Below are 18,884 nucleotides of genomic sequence, written 5' to 3'. Positions count from 1 at the left end.
CATGTGAGTGCCTGGAGGGGGCAGGGATCCCCCTTTGGCGGGACTTAGAAAATACCGGGCCGAAAGTGGGCACACAGAAGAGATGGCAAACTCCAAAAATCCACAGGCTAGTTCGAAGAACCAAAAATAATTACACAGCCGGGATCAGGAGGCCTTCAGCCCCTCGCTGGACAAGGCCCCCTGAACACATATCTTTGGGCAGTTCAGCTGCCCTAATAGACCGGTCGTATACTTTATGTCAATCCACGCCCCGGCCCGGGATCCCTCTTTGCCGGGACGTAGAAAATACAGGGCCGAAAGTGGGCACACAGATGAGACGGCAAACTCCACAAATCCACAGGCTACGTCCAAGAACCGAAAAAAATTAGTCCTGGGCCTGGGTCACGTCCAGCTCGGCAAAGGTCTTGATCTCAGCCAGGATGCGGGTGGATGCGTCCAAAAGCTCCATAGCCACCGCAGCTCCAGTTCCTTCCCCCAAGCGGAACTCCAGATCCAGCAGGGGATCCAGCCCCAGCCGCTCATGCATATAGGCATGGCCCTGCTCCACTGAACGGTGACTGGGAAACAGATAGTCCCTGGCCTGCTGCGCGATCTCGCACCCGATCATGGCCCCAGCCGTAGCGATCAGCCCATCGCAGACCACAGGCACTTCGTGGGCCGCTGCCCCGATGACCAGGCCGGCCAGGCCCCCGATCTCCAGGCCGCCAACCTTGGCCAAGACGTCGATGGGATCCCTGGGATCCGGCCGGTTGACCTCCAGGGCCCGTTCGATGACCTGGATTTTGTGCCTCAGCCGCGTATCATCCAGCCCGGTCCCCCGGCCGGTGAGCTTGGAAACCGGGAGACCGGAAAAGGCAGCTATAACCGCTGTCGAGGGGGTGGTATTCCCAATGCCCATGTCTCCGGTACCCAGCAGGTCCAGACCTTCCCGCACCAGCTGGTCCACGATCTCGATCCCGGCCCATATGCTCTGTTCTGCCTCCTCCCTGCTCATTGCCGGTCCGCGGGCCATGTTTCGGGTTCCCTTGCGGACTTTCGCGTGCAGAATGGGCAGATCAGGGGCAAAGTCATAATTGACCCCCAGATCGGCCACCTTCACCCTGGCTCCGGCATGACGGGCCAAGACATTGATCGAGGCCCCGTCGCTGACAAAGGCATGAACCATCTGAGGGGTGACTTCCTGAGGATACAGGCTCACTCCTTCCTCCACCACCCCATGGTCTCCGGCACAGGTAACGATAACCTTGTTCTGCAAACGAACGTCCAGGGTCCTTTTGATACCCGCCAACCGGGCGGAAGTACCCTCCAGCTTGCCCAGGCTTCCCCGGGGCCGGACCTGCTGGTTGAGACGATCCAGTGCGGCCTGAAAAAGGTCCGCATCCGGGCGGGGGATGGATTGGGCATACTCGGTCAACCTATTCATTGTGTACCTCCCGTGGCTTGCTTGGGGATAAAAAAAATCCCCAAGCTATTGATAGACAATGCTTGAGGATTTGCCTTCTCCCCATCAGCCCGTCCGGCAGGGCAGGTCTTCTGACTTCCGGATCCTCCTCCGGCTGCGCCTTCCCATCCCCCTCAATCACTTGAAGTCATTTGGTCTGGAAACATTCCAGAAAAACGGCTTCAAGTGAGTGAGGGGGTCAGTGGCCGTCCTGCAGCCTTTGTCCCCGGTAACAGCGGCGGGTCCGTACCGGATTTGCACCGGTTTCCCTCTTTGCCCGTGACGGGCACCATGCCGGGTCTGTTGACAGACGAAACGAAGATATGTCTCCCTTCCCGCACTTGTCAAGATCCGGCCCAACCCCGCACATGCCATCAAGGGAGTGAACCGTTGTAATCGCTCAGCCCCCCTTCCCAAAGTTCAGGGGCCTTGCATGCATAAAAATTTGCTGTCTCTTCTGTGTGCCTTGAGCGGCAGGCCCGCACATTTTCTTGGTCCCGCCAAAAGGGGGAAACCAGGCACTCACATGCATGATATGCTCAGTCCATCTGGAGGCAATGTCCATCATGTGAGTGCCTGGAGGGGGCAGGGATCCCCCTTTGGCGGGACTTAGAAAATACCGGGCCGAAAGTGGGCACACAGAAGAGAGGGCAAACTCCAAAAATCCACAGGCTACGTCGAAGAACCACAAATACGATCCGTTAGACACCGGGAACTTCGTTTAGCTCCCTCTGGTCCTCCACCGCCGCCTCTGATAGAGAGGAGGCATGCGCAGCGATCAGCTCAGATTCGAAGTCCCCTTTCTTCCCCAGGCGGACTACGCCGATTTTTTGGCTCAGAACTCCTCCCGGCTGGATGGGGTCTATTTCAGCCTGCACACAGACCGCCTGCTTGACGCCCGGGCCGGGGTAGCCCCCCATTCTCTGCAGGATATGATCCGGCACCTGCGAACCATACGGGACACGCCCAAGTTTGCCCTGCTCAACAGCCGCTTTCAGAATCCTTCCAGTCTTCTGGATCCCGGATGGGTGGACTCCGCCCTGGAGCCCCTTGCGGCCCTGCACCGGGCCGGATGCCTGGACGGAATCGTATATGTGGATCCCTATCTCCTTCAGGCCCTCTCCGACCGTGCGCCGGATCTGTGCTCCCATCTGCAGGCCGTGCCCGGAGTGAACGCCATGCTGGACTCCCTGCCCCGGATCAACCAGCACCTGGAACTCATCACTCACACGGCATTCATGTCCCCTGGCAAGCTGATCCTGGACCGAAGCCTAAACCGGGACTTGTCCCGGCTGCGGGAGATCAGCTCCAGCTGCGCCAGACTGTGGCCAGGCATGCGCCTTGGGCTTTTGGCCAACGAGGGCTGTCTGCCCCATTGTCCGTTCAAGCTGTCCCACGACGCCGCAATCTCCCTGGGCCGCATGGACCCGGCCCTGGAGCGGACCCTCGACCTGAACACCTCCCTGGGATGTGCCCGGGCCTTTGCCCGCGATCCGTCTCTGATTCTGCGCTCTCCCTTCATCCGCCCTGAAGACGCTGCTGCCTACAGCCCATGGATTCAGACCATCAAGCTGGGAGGACGAACCAGAGGGGCCGGGGTGATGCGTAAAGTCCTCAGCATCTACCTGAAGGGGGCCTATGCCGGGAATCTTTTGGAGCTGATGGACACCCTGGAGCTCTTGGCCCACAGGTTCTATGTGGCTAACCAAGATCTTCCCTCCGACTTCGGAAAACGAACCATGGACTGCGGACTGTGCTGCTCGGCCTGTACCTATTGCGCCAGCCTGGTCCCTGCTCATGTTCAGGATCTCGGAGTTCGGATCAAGCCGATGTGGGGATAAATGGAGACAAAAAAAGGCCTTAAGGAGAGGAGGGGCAAACTCCTTAAGGCCTCTTCACAGGTAGAACCTGAGCTACAGGTTTTTAGCATATAGAAGAATTGATCGGTGTGCAAGCCTCGGATTGACCCAAATGTATTTGTCCGGCTGCACCTGTTCGACTTGATTCACATCAAATCCCGCGTTTATGCGCCGACTGCTTGACACCGGGCCTGTTCTGTATTTAATCTTCGTCGACATTCCAACGTGTTACATATATTCGGCTCTCCGACACAGAAAGCTACTAACCCACATGCCTGCCAAGGCGCAGGCACGCTTGCGCTAACGAAATATACAAAAATGCTTTTAAAAAACAGGTTGTTAGAGCATTATTTTCATACATGAGGACCTCCATGATTCCATCCGCAGTACAGGAAATTCTGGACCACAACGGCCTGAAGGCCCTGGAGTTTGACCCCGGCAGCACGCCCACCTCACAGATGGCGGCGGATCGAATCGGGGTCCAAGTGGCCCAAATAGCAAAATCCATCCTTTTGGCCGGCAAGGACGGCTGCTTTCGCATGGCTGTTCTGCCTGGAGACCGAAAGCTGGCCTCCGGAAAATTCAAAACCATTACCGGGGTCAAGCACCGCATGGCCACCCCGGAAGAAACATTGGAGCAGACCGGTTTCCGCATCGGCGGAGTCTGTCCCTTCGGGGTAAACGGCCTACAGATTTTCATCGACCAGCGGCTTGGAAATTACCAGCTGATCTACCCCGCAGCCGGGACCGATGCCTCCGGAGTCCCCATGCACCTTGACGATCTGGCCCGGATAACCCGCGGGCAGGTCTGTGACATCGCCCAGGACGGATAACCACCACGCAGCTGAGCACCACAGCAGCCCTGGCCAATTTTTGGCTCCTGGACGCTGGAAGTGAGATTTCACACATATGAGATGGCAACGTCACTAAGCCACAGGCTGCGTCGAAGAACCCAGCTTGTGTACTCCGGCAGCTCGGGAAAAGCGGCTCAATGACGAATGACAAGATCTTCGACTATGCGGAAGACGATCCGGCAAGCATCTACAACAGGAGCTTCTACTGCCCGGTATACAACCGCTATGCCCCGTTTCTGGCCTGTCCGCGATGCCCCAGGTTTCCTTGTCCGGAGCTGAGTGCAACCGACCGCAGAATGCTTTTCACCTCACCGTTCTTGACCCGGGTGGTAATTGGTCTTCACCCCCAAAGGAGAAAAAAAATGTATATCCTCAAAAAGCTGGACGGCAGCCTGCACATGGTTGACGATTTAGACGAGAAGAATCCGGACCAGGATCTGCTCAAGGATGTTGAGGAGGTCTATCCTGTGACCAAAGTTCTCGTGCCTCAACTCAAGCTGGTTCCCAAAACCAAGGAAGAGCGCAGACAGATCAAGCAGGATCTGGATAACGCCAGGGAAGATGCCCCCGAGGCGACAGCACAGGAGCCATCCGGGGAAACGGAAGAGAAAAAAACGCCTAAAAGCAGGACCAAGACCAAGCAGTCCTAATCCTTGCTTGCCGTGCCGGAGAAGCGCGACATCGGCCGTATAGCTTGGATACATCCAGACAGCAGTGACCTCATGACCGCACGGGACACCCTCAGACAAGCAATTATCTCCAGCCTGGAATCTGCGCAGGGCCCCGTGAGCTTCCGGGATCTCTCCGTAGAACTCGGTGTCTCGGAAAAGGACCTACCGGCCCACATGGAACATGTGGCCAAGACCCTGCGCTCCCAAGGCAGGCGGCTAATCATTATCCCGGCCAGCTGCAGGGCCTGCGGGCATGAGTTTGGCAAGCGAACCCGTATGACCCGCCCCAGCCGCTGCCCGATGTGCAAAAGCGAACGGATCGAGCCCCAACTTTTCACCCTCGGGGATCATCAGTGAACTGGACTGCCCGAATCGCCCTCATTCTCTGGATGCTTCTCGCGGCCCTTGGCCTTCCATCCTCCGCCCTGGCAGACGACGCCTCAAAGTATCAGACCCTGCAGGTCTTTTTTGAAAACGACCTCTTCGGGAATACGGACAAGTACTACACCAACGCCGTGCAGCTGACCTGGCTGTCCAAAGACTTGGAAGAATACAGCAAGGATGTCCGCCTCCCGGAATGGAGCCTGCCTCTGATCCGTATGGCCCCTTTTGTCAACGATCCGGACAGCATGCACAACGTCGGGCTCATCCTCGGGCAGCAGATCTACACCCCCTCCGACATTTCCACCCCCGCCCTGCTCGTGGACGACCGGCCCTATGCCGGCTTTCTGTATGCAGGCCTGGCCCTGCACAGCAAGACAGCCACCCAGCTGGACACCATCGAGCTGGTAGCCGGGATGATCGGCCCATCCGCTCTGGGAGAAGAAGCCCAAAACACGGTCCACCAGCTCCGCGACCTGCAACAGGCCGAGGGCTGGGACAACCAGCTCCGGGACGAGCCGGCTATCCGCCTGTCCTGGCAGCGAAAATGGCGGGCCTGGGAGCATACCGCAGACTGCTGCCTGGGAGCCGACCTCATCCCCTTCGCCGGGACCACGGTGGGCAATGTACTCACTGCGGCCAACGCCGGGGCTGAATTCCGCTTCGGCTACAGGCTGCCCCGGGACTTTGGATCGGACGTTATCCGGCCCGGAGCCGGGGTCAGCGTCCCAGAGCCCTCCGGGCCACAGCTGACCCCTTGGGGACGGTTCGGCCTGCACCTGTTCGCCGCCGCCCAGGTCCAGGCTGTGGCCCGGAACATCTTTCTGGACGGCAACACCTGGAAGGACAGCCACAGTGTGGACAAGCATCCCTTGGTGGCCCAGGTCTCCGCAGGACTGGCCCTGACCTTTGAGCGGCTGAAAGTTACCTACCGGCACATGCTGCGGACCAAGGAGTTCGAGAGCCAGGACGATCCCCAGGTTATAGGCTCCTTGACCCTGACCTGGTCCTTCTGATCCCCCTCGGCCTAAAAGGACATCCCGAAGCCCAGGACCCAGAAGTCCAGGCCGTCGTTTTCATCAGCCAAATCTGCATTGGAGTAGTGCTCATATCTGGCATGCATGGAGTACTGGGCATCAGGGCCGAAGGCCACCCCAACTCCGGCCACGTCCCGGAACTGAAAATGGGAGCCCAGATCTTGACCCCCGAACTGCTCGTAGCTGATGTACGAGGCCCCGGCGCCTCCTTCCACAAAGGGGACCACGTCCCGGCCGGTATGAAAGACGTATCTGAACATGGGGGTGACATCGGCATGAACACCTGTTTTGGCAGATGAAAACCACCATCCTGCCCCAACCTCAACACTGGGCGTAAAATGTCCCAAGGACGAAGACCAGAACTGCCAATCCACATCCCGGACATAACTGAAACGGACGGTTCCATCCGCGTCCCAGGAGCCGCCACCGCTGATAAACAGGGTATTCTGCTTCGCCATGCCGGGAGAGGAGAGGACGAAAACAGACACCACAACAGCCAAAAACACCCTGCGTACCATCTTTCTGCCTCCTTATTGGTTTGCATGGTTTCCTGGACACTCTTATATCGGAGGTTCCCGTCCGCACAGTATGCAAACAGCTTGCCAAATCATCAGGACGCATCCTTTTGAAAACGGTTTTTGACCATCACCCCGGTCTTGGGTATGGTTGCATCCTAAATCACGGTCTCTGAAGTCAGCATCCGCATAACACGGGCAACTCACGGGAATTTCATGGCTGAAAAGATTGAAGACATTACCATAAGCTACGAAGAAGACGGGCAGGTCCTGGTCCAGGAACTGGACAAGGAGATCCTGACCAAAGGGGCCTGGACCACTATTCTCTTCCGCTACCGCCAGCTTGACCCCAAGACGAACGACTTTGGCCCGGAAAAATACATGATCCGCCGCTACCGCAAGATCGGCGGCCAGTTCCGGCCACAAACCAAGTTCAACATCTCCAATCAGAAGCAGGCCAGGCAGATTATCGACATTCTGTCCAAGTGGCTGGAGGAAAGCGGGGATGCACCCCAGTGATGACTGGCAGCCCGAATGCGGGATCGAGACCCACGATCAGATGATCCCGGTCCTGGACGCCACGCTGCGGGTCCGGCATTTCAGCTTCGCCCGGCGGCAAGAGACTGACCTGAGTACCTCCGCGCCTTTGATCTTCCTCCACGAAGGTCTGGGATGCGTGGAGATGTGGAAGGACTTTCCCCCTGCCCTGTGCGCAGCGACCGGACGTCCCGGGCTCGCCTACGACCGTCAGGGATACGGACGGTCATCCCCTTTTGTCCGTCCCAGGACTCCGGACTATCTGCACACAGAAGCCTATACCTATTTCCCGGCCCTGCTCCAGGCCCTGGGAATCAGCCGGGCCATCCTCATCGGGCACAGCGACGGGGGCAGCATCGCCCTGCTCTTTGCCTCGGCCTTCCCGGAGAGGGTTTGCTGCCTGACCACCATCGCCGCACATGTTTTCGTGGAGCCGGAAACCGTGCAGGGCATAGCCCAGGCCAAGACCCGCTACCAGCGCACCGACTGGCCGCACAAGCTGGCCAAGTATCATAAAGAGAAAACAGATGACGTCTTCTACGCCTGGACTGAGACCTGGCTGTCTTCAGAGTTCGCGGGCTGGAACATTGAGCGGGAGCTGGTCGGGGTATCCAGTCCGGCCCTGGTCATGCAGGGAGTCGACGACGTCTTCGGAACAGCTAAGCAGGTGGACAGCATCGTTTGCAATACCTCCGGCCCTGCCCTGCCCTGCTGGATCGCGGACTGCGGGCACGCTCCCCACCTGGAGGCCCCGGAACAGGCTACCGAAAAGATCAGGGCCTTTATAGCCGAATACGCCCCCAGGACCTGAACTGCCCCTGCCGGCCCAGAGATGAACCCATGCCTCTTTTCTCCACCCCCGCGAGTTCCCTTCTCTCCGGCGCCCTTCTCGGCCTGACCGCAGGGCTGGCCCCGGGCCCGATGCTCACCCTGGTCCTGTCCCATACCCTGCGCTATCGCATCCGGGAAGGCTGCAAGGTGGCCCTGGCTCCCCTGCTCACCGACCCGCCCATCATCTGCGCAGCCGTTGTCCTTTCCATCCATATCCGGGATATGCAGCCGGTCCTGGCCGGGCTTTCCCTTCTCGGGGCCCTGTATCTCTTGTACCTGGGGTATGAGACCCTGCAGGTCACCGGAGACGTCCTGCACCCGGACCAGACCAATCCCCAGTCCCTGCTCAAGGGCGTACTGACCAACTACCTCAACCCCCACCCCTATCTGTTCTGGTTCACCGTCGGCGCTCCCCTGCTCTCCGGGGCGGACAGCCACCCCCTGCTCCGGGCCGCATTCTTTCTGTCCGGGTTCTATATCTGCCTGGTGGGGGCCAAGATGCTTGTGGCCTGGATCGCCGGGTCCGCCCGCTTCTTGGTCCAAGGCCGCATCTATGCCTGGACCATGCGCATTCTGGGCCTGGCCCTGTGGGGATTCGCCCTCTCCCTCATCCTCCAGGCCTGGCGGCTCCTGGAGCTGTAATCACACACATTCTGCCTCTTCAAACGGATATGTGCGAACCTGCCACTCAGTGCACACAGAAGAGATGGCGAGCTCCAAAAATCCACAGGCTACAGCGAAGAACCTTTTTTCTTTTCCGACAGCAGTGGCGTCCTTACTCGTCCCGGGCTGAATCGTCCCGCCAGGAATGCTTGCTGTACTCTTCCGGCCGCCCATAGACCGTGTAGTCGTAGATGATGGCCGCAGCCAGATCCGATATCTTTTTGACTGTGTGGTAGGAGGGAACGTCCTGGTATTCCTGAGCCAGGGCCAGGATTTCCTGCATATACGCATCCTTGTTGATGGGACCTTGCATAAGTTCTATCCTCATCGATCCGGAAAAGATGATCCGAGGTTGACCCCGGTTTCGGCCACATAGGCCCGCCCCCGGCCGGAAGCCGTCCAGCTCTGAACACAGCCCGGAATGCACACCGACTGCCCCTGGACCAGCCTGATCCCCTCTCCGCTCTGCTGGTCGGAAATCTCCAGCTCTCCCTGCACGCAGAGTAAAATGGAGATCCCGGTCAAAGACGCTTCAAACCGGGGGCAGCCCGGGCCGAGCTCAAACCCGGAGAGAACGAACTCCTCGGTGAATGACGGGTAGGCAAACCATCCCCCGCCGCCGGGCACGGGCTCCAGAGCTCCCTGCTCCGGGCGGTCAAAATCCATGGTCTTTAACAGCTCCTGGACGTCTATATGCTTGGAGGTCAGCCCGGCCCGGAGCACATTGTCCGAATTGGCCATGATCTCCAGGCCCAGGCCGGACAGATAGGCATGCAGGCGGCCGGGGGGCAAAAACGCTGCCTGCCCCGGAGAGAGATGCATCAACTGGAGGAAGACCGGGGCTAGTGCGCCGATGTCCCCGGGATGCTCGGCAAGCAGAACGGCCATCCAGTATCTGGGATCCTGTCTGTTAAGTTCGGACTCCTCTTCGACCCTGGATCGCGCATGCTCCAGGACCTCCACCCTCCGCCTTGGTTCCATATGCAGCAGTGATTCCAGCATCCCGGACAAAGCCTCCGGGCCTTCTTCCCTGTCCAGTATATCCAGCTCTGGCCTTAGGGCCTTAGGAGCCAGCCAGGCAAACCATCGCTCGATCTCCTCCGGGGGGCGGAATCCGTTCAACCCCCAGAACGGTTCCAGGGCACAGATGCATTCCGGTTTTGGATTGGGGTCCTTGTAGCTCCGCTCCGCCGAAGCGGGTGCAACGGCCAGGGCCTCTTCCTTTTGATATCCGGCCCAGGCCTGTTTGGCGTTGGGATGGACCTGCAGGGACAAGGGGCGATCCACGGCCAGAACCTTGAACAGAAAGGGCAGATGGGGACCGAATCGTTCCGTATTCTTCTTCCCCAGCAGCCGGTCCGGACTCTGCTGAATAAGCTCATCCAGCTGGACCCACCGTCCCTGAGTATAGACCTGCGACGGGGCGCTGGGATGGGCACCCATCCACAGTTCAGCCAGAGGATCTGCGGGCGGGGTCGAATATCCCAAAAACGTGGCCAGCTTCTCCCGCGATCCCCAGGCATAGTTCTGAATCGGATTGTGCATCGGCAGGATGGACAGCATGTATCTCCTTTTTCAGCGAACCCCTCGCTGTGTTTTTGTCGACGGAACTGCAAAAAGACGATTAATAGCCAGGACGATCCACGCTTGAATCTATAACATACTGATTTTTCAGTCCTTTAACCTTTGGCCTCTGACTTCTGATCTCTGACCTCTGTCTTCTGTCCTCTGTCCTCTGTCTTCTGTCTTTTTTCTCTCCGTCCCCCCTTGAAGGGGGCTGCGGGGGGTGTTGCCTTTGGCCCGCATCGCGGCCCCGCACGGCCGAAAGAGGGCTACAGCATGACCCCCCAGATCGGAGCAACATTCCACAGAGACTCCCGTTTTCCTCTGTCCTCTGTCCTCTGGCTTCTGACCTCTGATCTCTGACCTCTGTCTTCTGACCTCTGATCTCTGGCCTCTGACCTCTGATCTCTGTCCTCTGACTTCTGACTTCTGACCTCTGTCTTCCTTCTCTCCGTCCCCCCTTGAGGGGGGCTACGGGGGGTGTTGCCTTTGGCCCACATCGCGTCCCCGCACGACCGAAAGAGGGCGAATGATTATTCGCCCCTACAGCATGAACCCCCAGATCGGAGCAACATTCCACAGAGACTCCCATTTTCCTCTGATCTCTGACTTCTGACCTCTGTCCTCTGACCTCTGTCTTCTTACCTCTGACTTCTGACCTCTGTCTTCAGTCTTCAGTCTTCAGTCTTTTTGCAGGCGCATCCGCACAGGATCTGCCTGCTATCGGTCCTCAGCATACGTTTCCGGATTCAGGCAGGCAAGTACCGCGATCCGATATCCCCATTCCTGATTGTGCGCTCAGGCTCCCAGGGGTAAACTTTATCAGAAGCTGAGAATCCCTCAACCAGGATGGGGTATTATGCTTGACCAGGGCAATGCATTTCTCCTACATTTACCCCCATTGCCCCCGGGACCGCAGACTGCCCGGCAAACGAATGCGGATTCCGGTCCCAGAGCCCGAACATCAGTTGCCCCGCAGGCGGGCGGCGCATCCCAGATCCGACTACAGGCTGCATTCAAAGCTTTGAATAAACTCTGGCAGTCGACCCATGCAGCGATTATGACCACCACCGCCCATAGTGCCGGCGTCGAGCATCAGATTGTGGAGGATGCAGTTATGAGTGACAAAAAGGAACGATGCCCCCGTCTGAAGATAAACTCCGAAAGCTGTCCCTGTACCTATCCCAATTGTCCGCGGCACGGCCTGTGCTGCGAGTGCATCCAGTACCATCGCCAGCGGGGGGAACTGCCGGCCTGCTATTTTACGCCTGAAGAAGAGCGCACTTACAATCGAAGCATAGAATTCTATGTCCACCGGCATTTCAAAAAGTGAATCCCATGCATGATCACTCTTTTTTCGACCGCATTCTGGGCCTGATCTGCAGTGTATTTGACGCCTATTCCGCTGTTCTCTTCCTGCATTCCAGCGACAGCACATACACCCTGGTCTCCCATTTCAGTCTGGGGGACAATATCCAGAACGGGACCTTAATCCAGACCGGACAGGGCCTGGTCGGCTGGGTCCTGCGCAACAATCAGCCCCTTCTGGTCGACGACTTTCACCGGGAAGGCGGCAGCCTGGGTTACTATCCCCAAGAGGCCGAGTCCAAGATCAAGGCCTTTATGGGCTGTCCTCTGCCCGATGGCCGGGGGGCCCTGTGTCTGGACAGCAAGAAGTCCTACACCTTCAGCCCCAAGCAGCAAAAGATCCTGCATCAGTTTGTGCACCTGGTCGAAGCCCTGTGCGCCCAGTTCAGCCAACAGGAGGATTCGGAGCAGAAGCAGCGCTTTTACGCCGTGGTGCAGACCTTTCATCGCCTCCGGCACAACAACCCCCGCTGGTCCATCTTTTTGGAAAATCTGCTCCAGACCCTGGCCGAGTGCACCCATTTCAGTTATTGTCTTTTCGCTTCCAGGGATGAGATGGGCCACGGTTACTCCCTGGAAGGATGGAGCCGGCCCCTCTTTCGGCGTACAGACCTGCACCGCAAGAAGTTCGACATCAACGCCGGGGTCATCGGCTGGGTCTTTCGCAATCACAAGTCGATAACCACAGCGGATAAGGGCGAGCGGATCCGGGGCGCCCCCCTTTTCGAGAAGCATTACGACGCCCCCAAGTTTCAGAGCGTGATCTGCGTGCCGCTCATTGTCCATATGCGGACCAGGGGAGTCCTGGTCCTGGCTGACGAGGAAAGACGGAGCATTCACTCGGAGCTCATGGATTTTGTAGCCTTGATCAGCGACCAGTTAGCCCTGTTTTTGGAAAACCTGTACTTGAAGAACAAACTTCGGCAACTGCAAGAAGTGTAAACAAGGACACGCGCATGGTCTTCACACGGCTGTTCGGATTTCTGGGCAAGAATCTGGCTATGGACCTGGGCACGGCAAACACCCTGATCTACACCCCGAAGGACGGCATTGTGCTCAACGAGCCATCCGTGGTCGCCCTGGACTCCAGGACCGAAAAAGTCCTGGCCGTGGGCAAGGAAGCCAAGGAGTTCTTGGGCCGCACTCCGGAAAGGATCCGGGCCATCCGGCCCATGAAAGACGGGGTCATCGCCGACTTTGAAGTCACCAAGGCCATGATCGCCTTCTTCATCAGCAAGGTCATCCGCGGCCTGCAGCTGGTCAAACCCAAGATAGTCATCTGCGTCCCAACCGGCATCACCCAGGTCGAAAAACGGGCGGTCATCGAATCAGCCCAGCAGGCCGGAGCCCGGGAGGTCAGGCTTGTAGAGGAGCCCATGGCCGCCGCCATAGGGGCCAAGCTGCCAATCAACAAGCCCATGGGCAATATGGTCGTGGATATCGGAGGCGGGACCACCGAGGTCGCGGTCATCTCTTTGTCTTCTGTGGCCTATGCCGAGTCGGTCCGCGTGGCCGGGGATGAGATGAATGAGGCCATCCAGCGATTCACCAAGGATGAGCACAAGGTCTTGATTGGAGAAAACGCCGCCGAAAAAATCAAGATCGAGCTCGGCTCGGCCATTCCCCTTCCTGAGCCCAGAAGCATCCGGGTCTCCGGGAAGAATATGGTCGACGGCCGGCCGAAGACCATTGAGATCAACGACGGCCAGGTCCGGGAAAGTATCAAGGAGCCGCTGAACATGATCGTCATGGCCGTGCGCAATGCCCTGGAAAAGACCCCTCCGGAGCTGGTCACCGACGTGGCCAACAACGGCATGCTCCTGGCTGGAGGCGGGGCCATGCTCAAGGGCCTGGATCAGCTCATCAGCCAGCAGTCCGAGATAAGCGTCATCGTGGACGAAGCCCCTTTGACCACTGTCCTGCGGGGCACCGGCATCGCCCTGGAGCGGGAAAAGGACATGGAGTTCGTGTTCGTGAATTAGCCCAGGGAATGATGAACGGGAGGCAGTTCACAGTTCACCGTTCACCGGCCACCTGTTACCGCCCAGGAACATCACCATGCACAACGCCACCCACTCTACCCTGCTCGACTCGGTCCGAGACGTTGTCCTCCGGGCCGGAGAGATCATCCTTCAGCATTGGGACCAGCCCAAAGACATTGCCTACAAAGGCCGGGTGGATCTGGTCACTGAAACCGACGTGGCAGTAGAATCCTTTCTGACCCGGGAGCTTTCGGCCCTGCTCCCCCAGGCCTCATTTCTGGCCGAAGAATCGGCGGCCGAAAACGAGCTCGAACGGTTGACCTGGATCGTCGATCCCCTGGACGGGACCACAAATTTTGCCCACGGCCTGTTCGCAGTGGCCACATCCGTTGCCCTGTGGCAGGACGGAAAAGTTGAGCTGGGGGTGGTCAATCTGCCCAAGACCGGGGAATGCTTCTTTGCTCAACGGGGCTGCGGCGCCTGGTTGAACGGTTCCCCCATATCCGTATCCGCTCAGTCCCATATCGAGCAGGCCCTGGTGGCCACCGGATTTCCTTACGCCAAACGGGAACGGATCGACGAGATTGTGCCCCGGCTGCGCGGTGTGCTCAGCACCTGCCGCGGCATGCGCCGCATGGGCGCTGCGGCCGTGGACCTGGCCTATACCGCCTGCGGAAGGTTTGACGCCTTTTACGAGCTGGGGCTCAAGCCTTGGGATACAGCAGCCGGCTGGCTTTTGGTCCAGGAGGCCGGCGGCCGGGTCAGCCGATTTTCCCCGGTGGCCGATTACGCACTGGGCGCCGACGCCATCCTGGCCACCAACAGCAAACTGCACATGGCCATGGCCGAGTTGCTCGCAATCTGATCATTCGGCCCGGGCCTCCGGGGACTCTGCTGCAGCCGGACAATCTGGGCTCTTCGAAACAGGAAGTGCAATTGCAAGCATAAAAGTTTTCCGTCTCTTCTGTGTGCCGTAAGCGGCAGGCCCGCACATTTTCTTGGTCCCGCCACCCGGCACTCACGTGTATGACAAGCTTTAGTCAAACAAAAAGTAGTGACCTGCACGTGAGTAGCCGGGAGGGGGCAGGGATCCCCCTTTGGCGGGGCTTAGAAAATACCGGGCCGAAAGTGGGCACACAGAAGAGAGGGTAAACTCCCAAAATCCACAGGCTAGGTCGAAGAACCACAATCTGCTTCGTGTTCCTTCAGGCCTCGAACAGCACCCCGGTCTCGAACAGGACGCGCAGGGTAGAGGTTACCCGCCCGGGAAAATGGCGTATGACGTAGCCGACCTCATGGGGCTTGCCCAGCATATACTCCATGGTTCGAAGGTTTTCATCTCCGGGGTCCTCGGAGCGCATGATGCATGTAAAGACCGGTACAAGCTCCTGCTCTGTCTCTGGAGCGGGCTCTAGGCAATGCACAAATCGCATCTTGGACACAGTGATCCCCAGCTGGCCAAAGAGCCCCTGACGAAGGGTCTCATATCCTGACTGTCCGGCAAAGATATGGGCGGACAGGGAAACATCCCAGCACAGAGGGCCGTCCAGGCTGCTGGAGGGACGTCTGGACAACAAAAGCTTTCCCTCTGCGGTATAGATCAGGGCAGCTGCCCGCTGATGCCTGAGCTTCTGTTCATGCACGGTCTTCTCTGGAAAGACCGCAATCGGACGATTTTTCAGGTCCAAGACCTCCAGCCGGCTTGGGTCGACAGGAAGAGAATTGACAGCGGACATATCCAGCCCCATAATTTCGGATACCATCCAAGATGTTCACACTACAGCGATGCGAATGAAGGATTATCCGGCAACCGTCGCTTCCGGAGGACTTAGCATCGCCCCGGAATCATCGACTGCCGCATATAGATGCAAATTCACATGCCCTGACGGGCACGCTTTCGCTAACGAAACATACAAACGATTTCGATACCGATTGAAAGTGGTTACCCATTGTTGTGATTTCCTTTCTTCGAGTTCGTAATCGAAATCGGGATCGGGATCGATATCCATAAACTGAGGGTTCCTGTTGCACCGAATGACATATTCTTTCGATTTCGATAGCGATCCCGATTTCGATTTCGATTTGGATTCTCCCAACCATTAACTAATCACAGTTTTTCATACAGAAAAGTAACCAACTTTTTGCTCTCATTAATAAGATCATATCCAGGATTTCAGGAGGGAGCCTATGCCATATCTGGACCAGATTCAACTCCGCGGCAAACGGGTATTGGTCCGCTCGGACCTCAATGTCCCCATCGACCAGGGCACCATTCGGGACGACAACCGCATCCGGGCCTCTGTGCCCACCTATGAGCATATCTTGAACCAGGGAGCGGCCCTGGTGATCTGCTCCCATATGGGCAAACCCAAAGGGGACAAAGATCCCTCCCTGTCCCTGCGCCCTGTGGCCGATCGCCTGCAGGAGCTTTTGGGCCGGAAGGTGAAGATGGCCCCGGACTGCGTCGGAGACGAAGTGAAATCCATGGCCGACGCCCTTCAGCCCGGCCAGGTCCTTCTTTTGGAGAACCTGCGTTTTCATTCCGGAGAAACCAAGAACGATCCTGAGTTCAGCCGGCAGCTGGGCTCTCTGGCCGAGGTGTACGTGGACGATGCCTTTGGCGTGGTCCACCGGGCCCATGCCTCAGTGGTCGGAGTGACCGAACATGTGGACTCCGCCTGCGCAGGGCTCCTCCTGCAGAAGGAGGTCGAGTACCTGGGCAAGGCCATGGCTGATCCTGATCATCCCTTTGTCCTTGTCGCCGGAGGAGCCAAGGTCTCCACCAAGCTGGGGATACTGACCAATCTTCTGGATACAGTGGACCGGATCATCGTCGGCGGGGCCATGGCCAATACGTTTCTGCGCAGCATGGGTGTCCAGGTGGGCAGCTCCAAGGTGGAAGAGGACCTCATCGACCAGGCCCTGCAGACCATGCAGACCGCCCGTTCCAAGGGGGTCAGCTTTTATCTTCCCGTGGACTGCTTGACCGCTGCGGACATCAAGGCCGCCCAGCCCAGCGGCGTCTTTCCCTTCCAGGATGTCCCCAGGGAGGAAATGATCCTGGATATCGGCCCGGCCACCCATACCCTCTTCGCCGAAGTCCTCCGGGACGCCAAGACTGTGGTCTGGAACGGCCCCATGGGCGCCTTTGAAAACCCCAGCTTTTCCCAGGGTTCGGTGGGCCTGGCCCAATCCGTGGCCAAGGTGGACGGCCTGACCATTGTCGGCGGCGGGGACACCGATGCCCTGGTCCATACCTGCGGGCTTGTGGATTCCATGAGCTTTATCTCCACCGGCGGAGGATCCTTCCTGGAGTTTTTGGAAGGCAAAAAGCTGCCCGGAATCCAGGCCCTGGGGCTTTAGCTTGCACAGTGAACGGAGAACTGTGAACATTGAACGGTGAACAGCAGACAGTGATTCATGAACGGTGATCCGTGAACTGGCAGATAGTGAATGGTGAACGGTGAACAGGAAGAATAAATACAGGAAGATGTGAGAAAGACGGTTTTCCTCTGAGCTCCCTGTCCGGCACCAAGGACGTTCTTCTTCTGAGTTACCCGTTCGGCACTAGGGATTTTCTTCTTCTGAGTTCCCCTCCCTCACCAGGGAGGGGGCAGGGGAGGGTTCTTCTCTCTCCCTCTTCCCGTTCACCGTTCACTATTCACCGTTCACCATCCCCTACCCACCCACGTCTTACAGGAGGTCGCCTCTCTATGAAGCTCTGCATGGCCGCCAACTGGAAAATGCACAAAACCCAGTCCCAGGCCGGAGAAACAGCCGCTGAGCTGGTCCGTATTCTGGGCTCCAATCTGCCCCAGGACCGGGAAGTGGTCCTCATTCCCCCTTTTACCGCCCTGCATGCCGTATCCCAGGCCCTGACCTCCGCCCCCGGCTTCGTCCTGGGAGCCCAGAACTTCTACCCTGCCGATCAAGGGGCATTTACCGGAGAAATCGGACCGGACATGCTCCTGGACCACGGCTGCTCCCTGGCTTTGGCCGGTCATTCCGAGCGCAGGCATGTCCTGGGCGAAGACAATGAGTTCGTGGCCCAAAAGGTTCGCTTCGGGCTGGACAAGGGCCTGCGCATGATCCTGTGCATCGGGGAAACCCTTCAGCAGCGGGACAGCGGACAGCTGGAAACCGTGCTGCACGATCAGCTGTCCACCGCCCTGTCCGGGCTGCAACTCTCCAATCTGGAGTCCAGGCTGCTCATTGCCTACGAACCGGTATGGGCCATCGGCACCGGAAAGGTCGCCCAGCCGGAAGATATAGCCCAGGCCCACGCCTATGTCCGCAAAGAGCTGACCACCCTCCTGCCGCAGTCCGGGCAGTCGGTGCCCATCCTCTACGGCGGATCCGTCAAGCCGGACAATATCGCTCAGATCATAGGTATTGACAATGTAAACGGAGTCCTGGTAGGTGGTGCTGGCTTGGAGGCAGAGAGCATGGCCCAGATTGCCATGGGCACGGCCCAATAACCTTATCGGCATAGTTCGGAGTTTGTCTGTGAACACCCTTATCCTTACCATACATGTCATAGCCTGCATTTCCCTGGTCACCCTGGTCCTGATGCAATCCGGAGCCGAGGGCATGGGAGTCATCTTCGGCGGCTCCAGTTCATCGCTCTTCGGCAGCAGCGGAGCCGGAGGCCTATTGACCAAGCTGACCGTGACCGTGGCTGTCGTCTTCTTTGTTACCTCCTTGACCTTTACCTATATGGATGCCAGCAAACGGGCGGCGCCTCCGGAATCCGTGGTCCTCGAACAGCAGGAGCCGGCCAAGTCCCAGGCCCCGGCTCAGCAGCCGGCAGACAAGGCGTCTGAAAACAACGCTTCACAACAGTAACTGCTTCCTGACCAGTCCCACTTGCGGGATATACGGCATGCTGCACATTCACCATGCTGGAGATGCACTGCCCTGGACGATTTGCTCACCCCAAGAGACTGGACATTGAACTGTTTATCAGCTATACAGATTTCTTGCGCCGAGGTGGTGGAATCGGTAGACACGCTATCTTGAGGGGGTAGTGGGCAACAGCTCGTGGGGGTTCGAATCCCCCCCTCGGCACCATAGCAAGGTAAGGCTCCGGATTTCTTAGGAAATTTCGGAGCTTTTTTATTGGGTGCGGAGAGGGTGCCGACGTGTCAGGCTAGTTGTCGCTTAGGGGGCTCGACCCGGTCTT

General features: G+C 58.2%; 21 protein-coding genes, 1 tRNA gene and 1 riboswitch. Of the genes, 16 read left to right on the top strand and 6 right to left on the bottom strand.

All coding sequences use genetic code 11. The annotated features are described in order from the left end of the window. Positions 1–364: 364 nt before the first annotated feature. Complete coding sequence (cobT, locus tag N902_RS0114590) at positions 365–1,423, bottom strand: nicotinate-nucleotide--dimethylbenzimidazole phosphoribosyltransferase (RefSeq protein WP_027371497.1); 1,059 nt, start codon at positions 1,421–1,423, stop codon at positions 365–367. Between the two features lie 83 nt (positions 1,424–1,506). Further along, positions 1,507–1,750, bottom strand: a riboswitch (cobalamin riboswitch). Positions 1,751–2,208: 458 nt separating this feature from the next. Between cobT and N902_RS0114575 the strand changes: the two genes are divergently transcribed. The 5 genes from N902_RS0114575 to N902_RS0114550 all read left to right on the top strand — a co-directional run bounded on the left by N902_RS0114575 (position 2,209) and on the right by N902_RS0114550 (position 6,222). After that, on the top strand, positions 2,209–3,282 hold the full coding sequence (locus tag N902_RS0114575; protein ID WP_027371496.1) for a hypothetical protein: 1,074 nt from the start codon (positions 2,209–2,211) through the stop codon (positions 3,280–3,282). Between the two features lie 389 nt (positions 3,283–3,671). Further along, positions 3,672–4,133, top strand: coding sequence for a YbaK/EbsC family protein (locus N902_RS0114565; RefSeq protein ID WP_027371495.1), 462 nt, complete (start codon positions 3,672–3,674; stop codon positions 4,131–4,133). Positions 4,134–4,291: 158 nt separating this feature from the next. Next, complete coding sequence (locus N902_RS18190) at positions 4,292–4,804, top strand: hypothetical protein (protein ID WP_034623110.1); 513 nt, start codon at positions 4,292–4,294, stop codon at positions 4,802–4,804. Between the two features lie 72 nt (positions 4,805–4,876). Then, positions 4,877–5,182, top strand: coding sequence for a transcriptional regulator (locus N902_RS0114555; protein WP_027371493.1), 306 nt, complete (start codon positions 4,877–4,879; stop codon positions 5,180–5,182). Next, positions 5,179–6,222, top strand: coding sequence for a lipid A deacylase LpxR family protein (locus N902_RS0114550; protein WP_244147436.1), 1,044 nt, complete (start codon positions 5,179–5,181; stop codon positions 6,220–6,222). Before N902_RS0114555 ends, N902_RS0114550 begins: the two co-directional genes overlap by 4 nt. An 11-nt stretch (positions 6,223–6,233) precedes the next feature. On the opposite strand, the gene N902_RS18955 is transcribed toward N902_RS0114550, so the two are convergent. Next, the gene (locus N902_RS18955; RefSeq protein WP_051564636.1) at positions 6,234–6,761 is read right to left on the bottom strand and encodes an acyloxyacyl hydrolase; all 528 of its coding nucleotides are present in this window, start codon (positions 6,759–6,761) and stop codon (positions 6,234–6,236) included. 213 nt (positions 6,762–6,974) lie between these two features. Here N902_RS18955 and N902_RS0114540 point away from each other — a divergent pair, with 213 nt between their 5' ends. Genes N902_RS0114540 through N902_RS0114530 form a run of 3 tightly spaced genes read left to right on the top strand, consistent with a single transcriptional unit; the run spans position 6,975 to position 8,768 of the window. Beyond that, positions 6,975–7,277: a hypothetical protein gene (locus N902_RS0114540; RefSeq protein WP_027371491.1), complete on the top strand. Its 303-nt coding sequence runs from the start codon at positions 6,975–6,977 to the stop codon at positions 7,275–7,277. Then, positions 7,264–8,106 carry an alpha/beta fold hydrolase gene (locus tag N902_RS18180; RefSeq protein WP_051564635.1) on the top strand — a complete coding sequence of 281 codons (843 nt, stop codon included), beginning with the start codon at positions 7,264–7,266 and terminating at the stop codon, positions 8,104–8,106. The genes N902_RS0114540 and N902_RS18180 overlap by 14 nt, the downstream gene beginning before the upstream one ends. Before the next feature lie 29 nt (positions 8,107–8,135). After that, entirely contained in the window at positions 8,136–8,768 is a 633-nt protein-coding gene (locus tag N902_RS0114530; RefSeq protein WP_027371490.1) for a LysE family transporter, read from the top strand. 133 nt (positions 8,769–8,901) lie between these two features. Here the strand turns inward: N902_RS0114530 and N902_RS0114525 are convergent, their stop codons facing one another. Together N902_RS0114525 and manA are read right to left on the bottom strand one after the other, a co-directional pair. Continuing rightward, the gene (locus N902_RS0114525; RefSeq protein ID WP_027371489.1) at positions 8,902–9,102 is read right to left on the bottom strand and encodes a hypothetical protein; all 201 of its coding nucleotides are present in this window, start codon (positions 9,100–9,102) and stop codon (positions 8,902–8,904) included. A gap of 11 nt (positions 9,103–9,113) precedes the next feature. Next, entirely contained in the window at positions 9,114–10,352 is a 1,239-nt protein-coding gene (gene manA, locus N902_RS18175) for a mannose-6-phosphate isomerase, class I (protein ID WP_051564634.1), read from the bottom strand. 1,117 nt (positions 10,353–11,469) lie between these two features. Between manA and N902_RS0114515 the strand changes: the two genes are divergently transcribed. The 4 genes from N902_RS0114515 (at position 11,470) to N902_RS0114500 (ending at position 14,567) form a co-directional block, all read left to right on the top strand. Further along, positions 11,470–11,685 (top strand): DUF6485 family protein, encoded by a 216-nt coding sequence (locus tag N902_RS0114515; RefSeq protein WP_027371488.1) that lies wholly within the window; start codon positions 11,470–11,472, stop codon positions 11,683–11,685. A 5-nt stretch (positions 11,686–11,690) separates the two neighbouring features. Beyond that, positions 11,691–12,662, top strand: a complete 972-nt coding sequence (locus N902_RS0114510) for a GAF domain-containing protein (protein WP_027371487.1) — start codon at positions 11,691–11,693, stop codon at positions 12,660–12,662. A gap of 14 nt (positions 12,663–12,676) precedes the next feature. Beyond that, complete coding sequence (gene mreB, locus N902_RS0114505) at positions 12,677–13,702, top strand: rod shape-determining protein (RefSeq protein ID WP_027371486.1); 1,026 nt, start codon at positions 12,677–12,679, stop codon at positions 13,700–13,702. Positions 13,703–13,778: 76 nt separating this feature from the next. Continuing rightward, complete coding sequence (locus N902_RS0114500; RefSeq protein ID WP_027371485.1) at positions 13,779–14,567, top strand: inositol monophosphatase family protein; 789 nt, start codon at positions 13,779–13,781, stop codon at positions 14,565–14,567. Between the two features lie 340 nt (positions 14,568–14,907). On the opposite strand, the gene N902_RS0114495 is transcribed toward N902_RS0114500, so the two are convergent. After that, positions 14,908–15,438 (bottom strand): NUDIX hydrolase, encoded by a 531-nt coding sequence (locus N902_RS0114495; RefSeq protein ID WP_027371484.1) that lies wholly within the window; start codon positions 15,436–15,438, stop codon positions 14,908–14,910. Between the two features lie 63 nt (positions 15,439–15,501). After that, complete coding sequence (locus N902_RS19885) at positions 15,502–15,711, bottom strand: hypothetical protein (protein ID WP_153304252.1); 210 nt, start codon at positions 15,709–15,711, stop codon at positions 15,502–15,504. A 178-nt stretch (positions 15,712–15,889) separates the two neighbouring features. Here N902_RS19885 and N902_RS0114490 point away from each other — a divergent pair, with 178 nt between their 5' ends. The 4 genes from N902_RS0114490 (at position 15,890) to N902_RS0114475 (ending at position 18,772) form a co-directional block, all read left to right on the top strand. Beyond that, on the top strand, positions 15,890–17,065 hold the full coding sequence (locus N902_RS0114490; RefSeq protein ID WP_027371483.1) for a phosphoglycerate kinase: 1,176 nt from the start codon (positions 15,890–15,892) through the stop codon (positions 17,063–17,065). Between the two features lie 350 nt (positions 17,066–17,415). Beyond that, entirely contained in the window at positions 17,416–18,180 is a 765-nt protein-coding gene (gene tpiA / locus N902_RS0114485; protein WP_027371482.1) for a triose-phosphate isomerase, read from the top strand. 28 nt (positions 18,181–18,208) lie between these two features. Further along, positions 18,209–18,547, top strand: a complete 339-nt coding sequence (secG, locus tag N902_RS0114480; protein ID WP_027371481.1) for a preprotein translocase subunit SecG — start codon at positions 18,209–18,211, stop codon at positions 18,545–18,547. 138 nt (positions 18,548–18,685) lie between these two features. Further along, positions 18,686–18,772, top strand: a tRNA-Leu gene (locus N902_RS0114475). The last annotated feature ends 112 nt before the right edge of the window (positions 18,773–18,884 follow it).

This window comes from Desulfovermiculus halophilus DSM 18834, from assembly GCF_000620765.1.
Taxonomy (GTDB): domain Bacteria; phylum Desulfobacterota; class Desulfovibrionia; order Desulfovibrionales; family Desulfothermaceae; genus Desulfovermiculus; species Desulfovermiculus halophilus.
The sequence above is the reverse complement of the archived record's forward strand: the minus strand, read 5'-3'. Positions and strand labels throughout refer to the sequence as shown.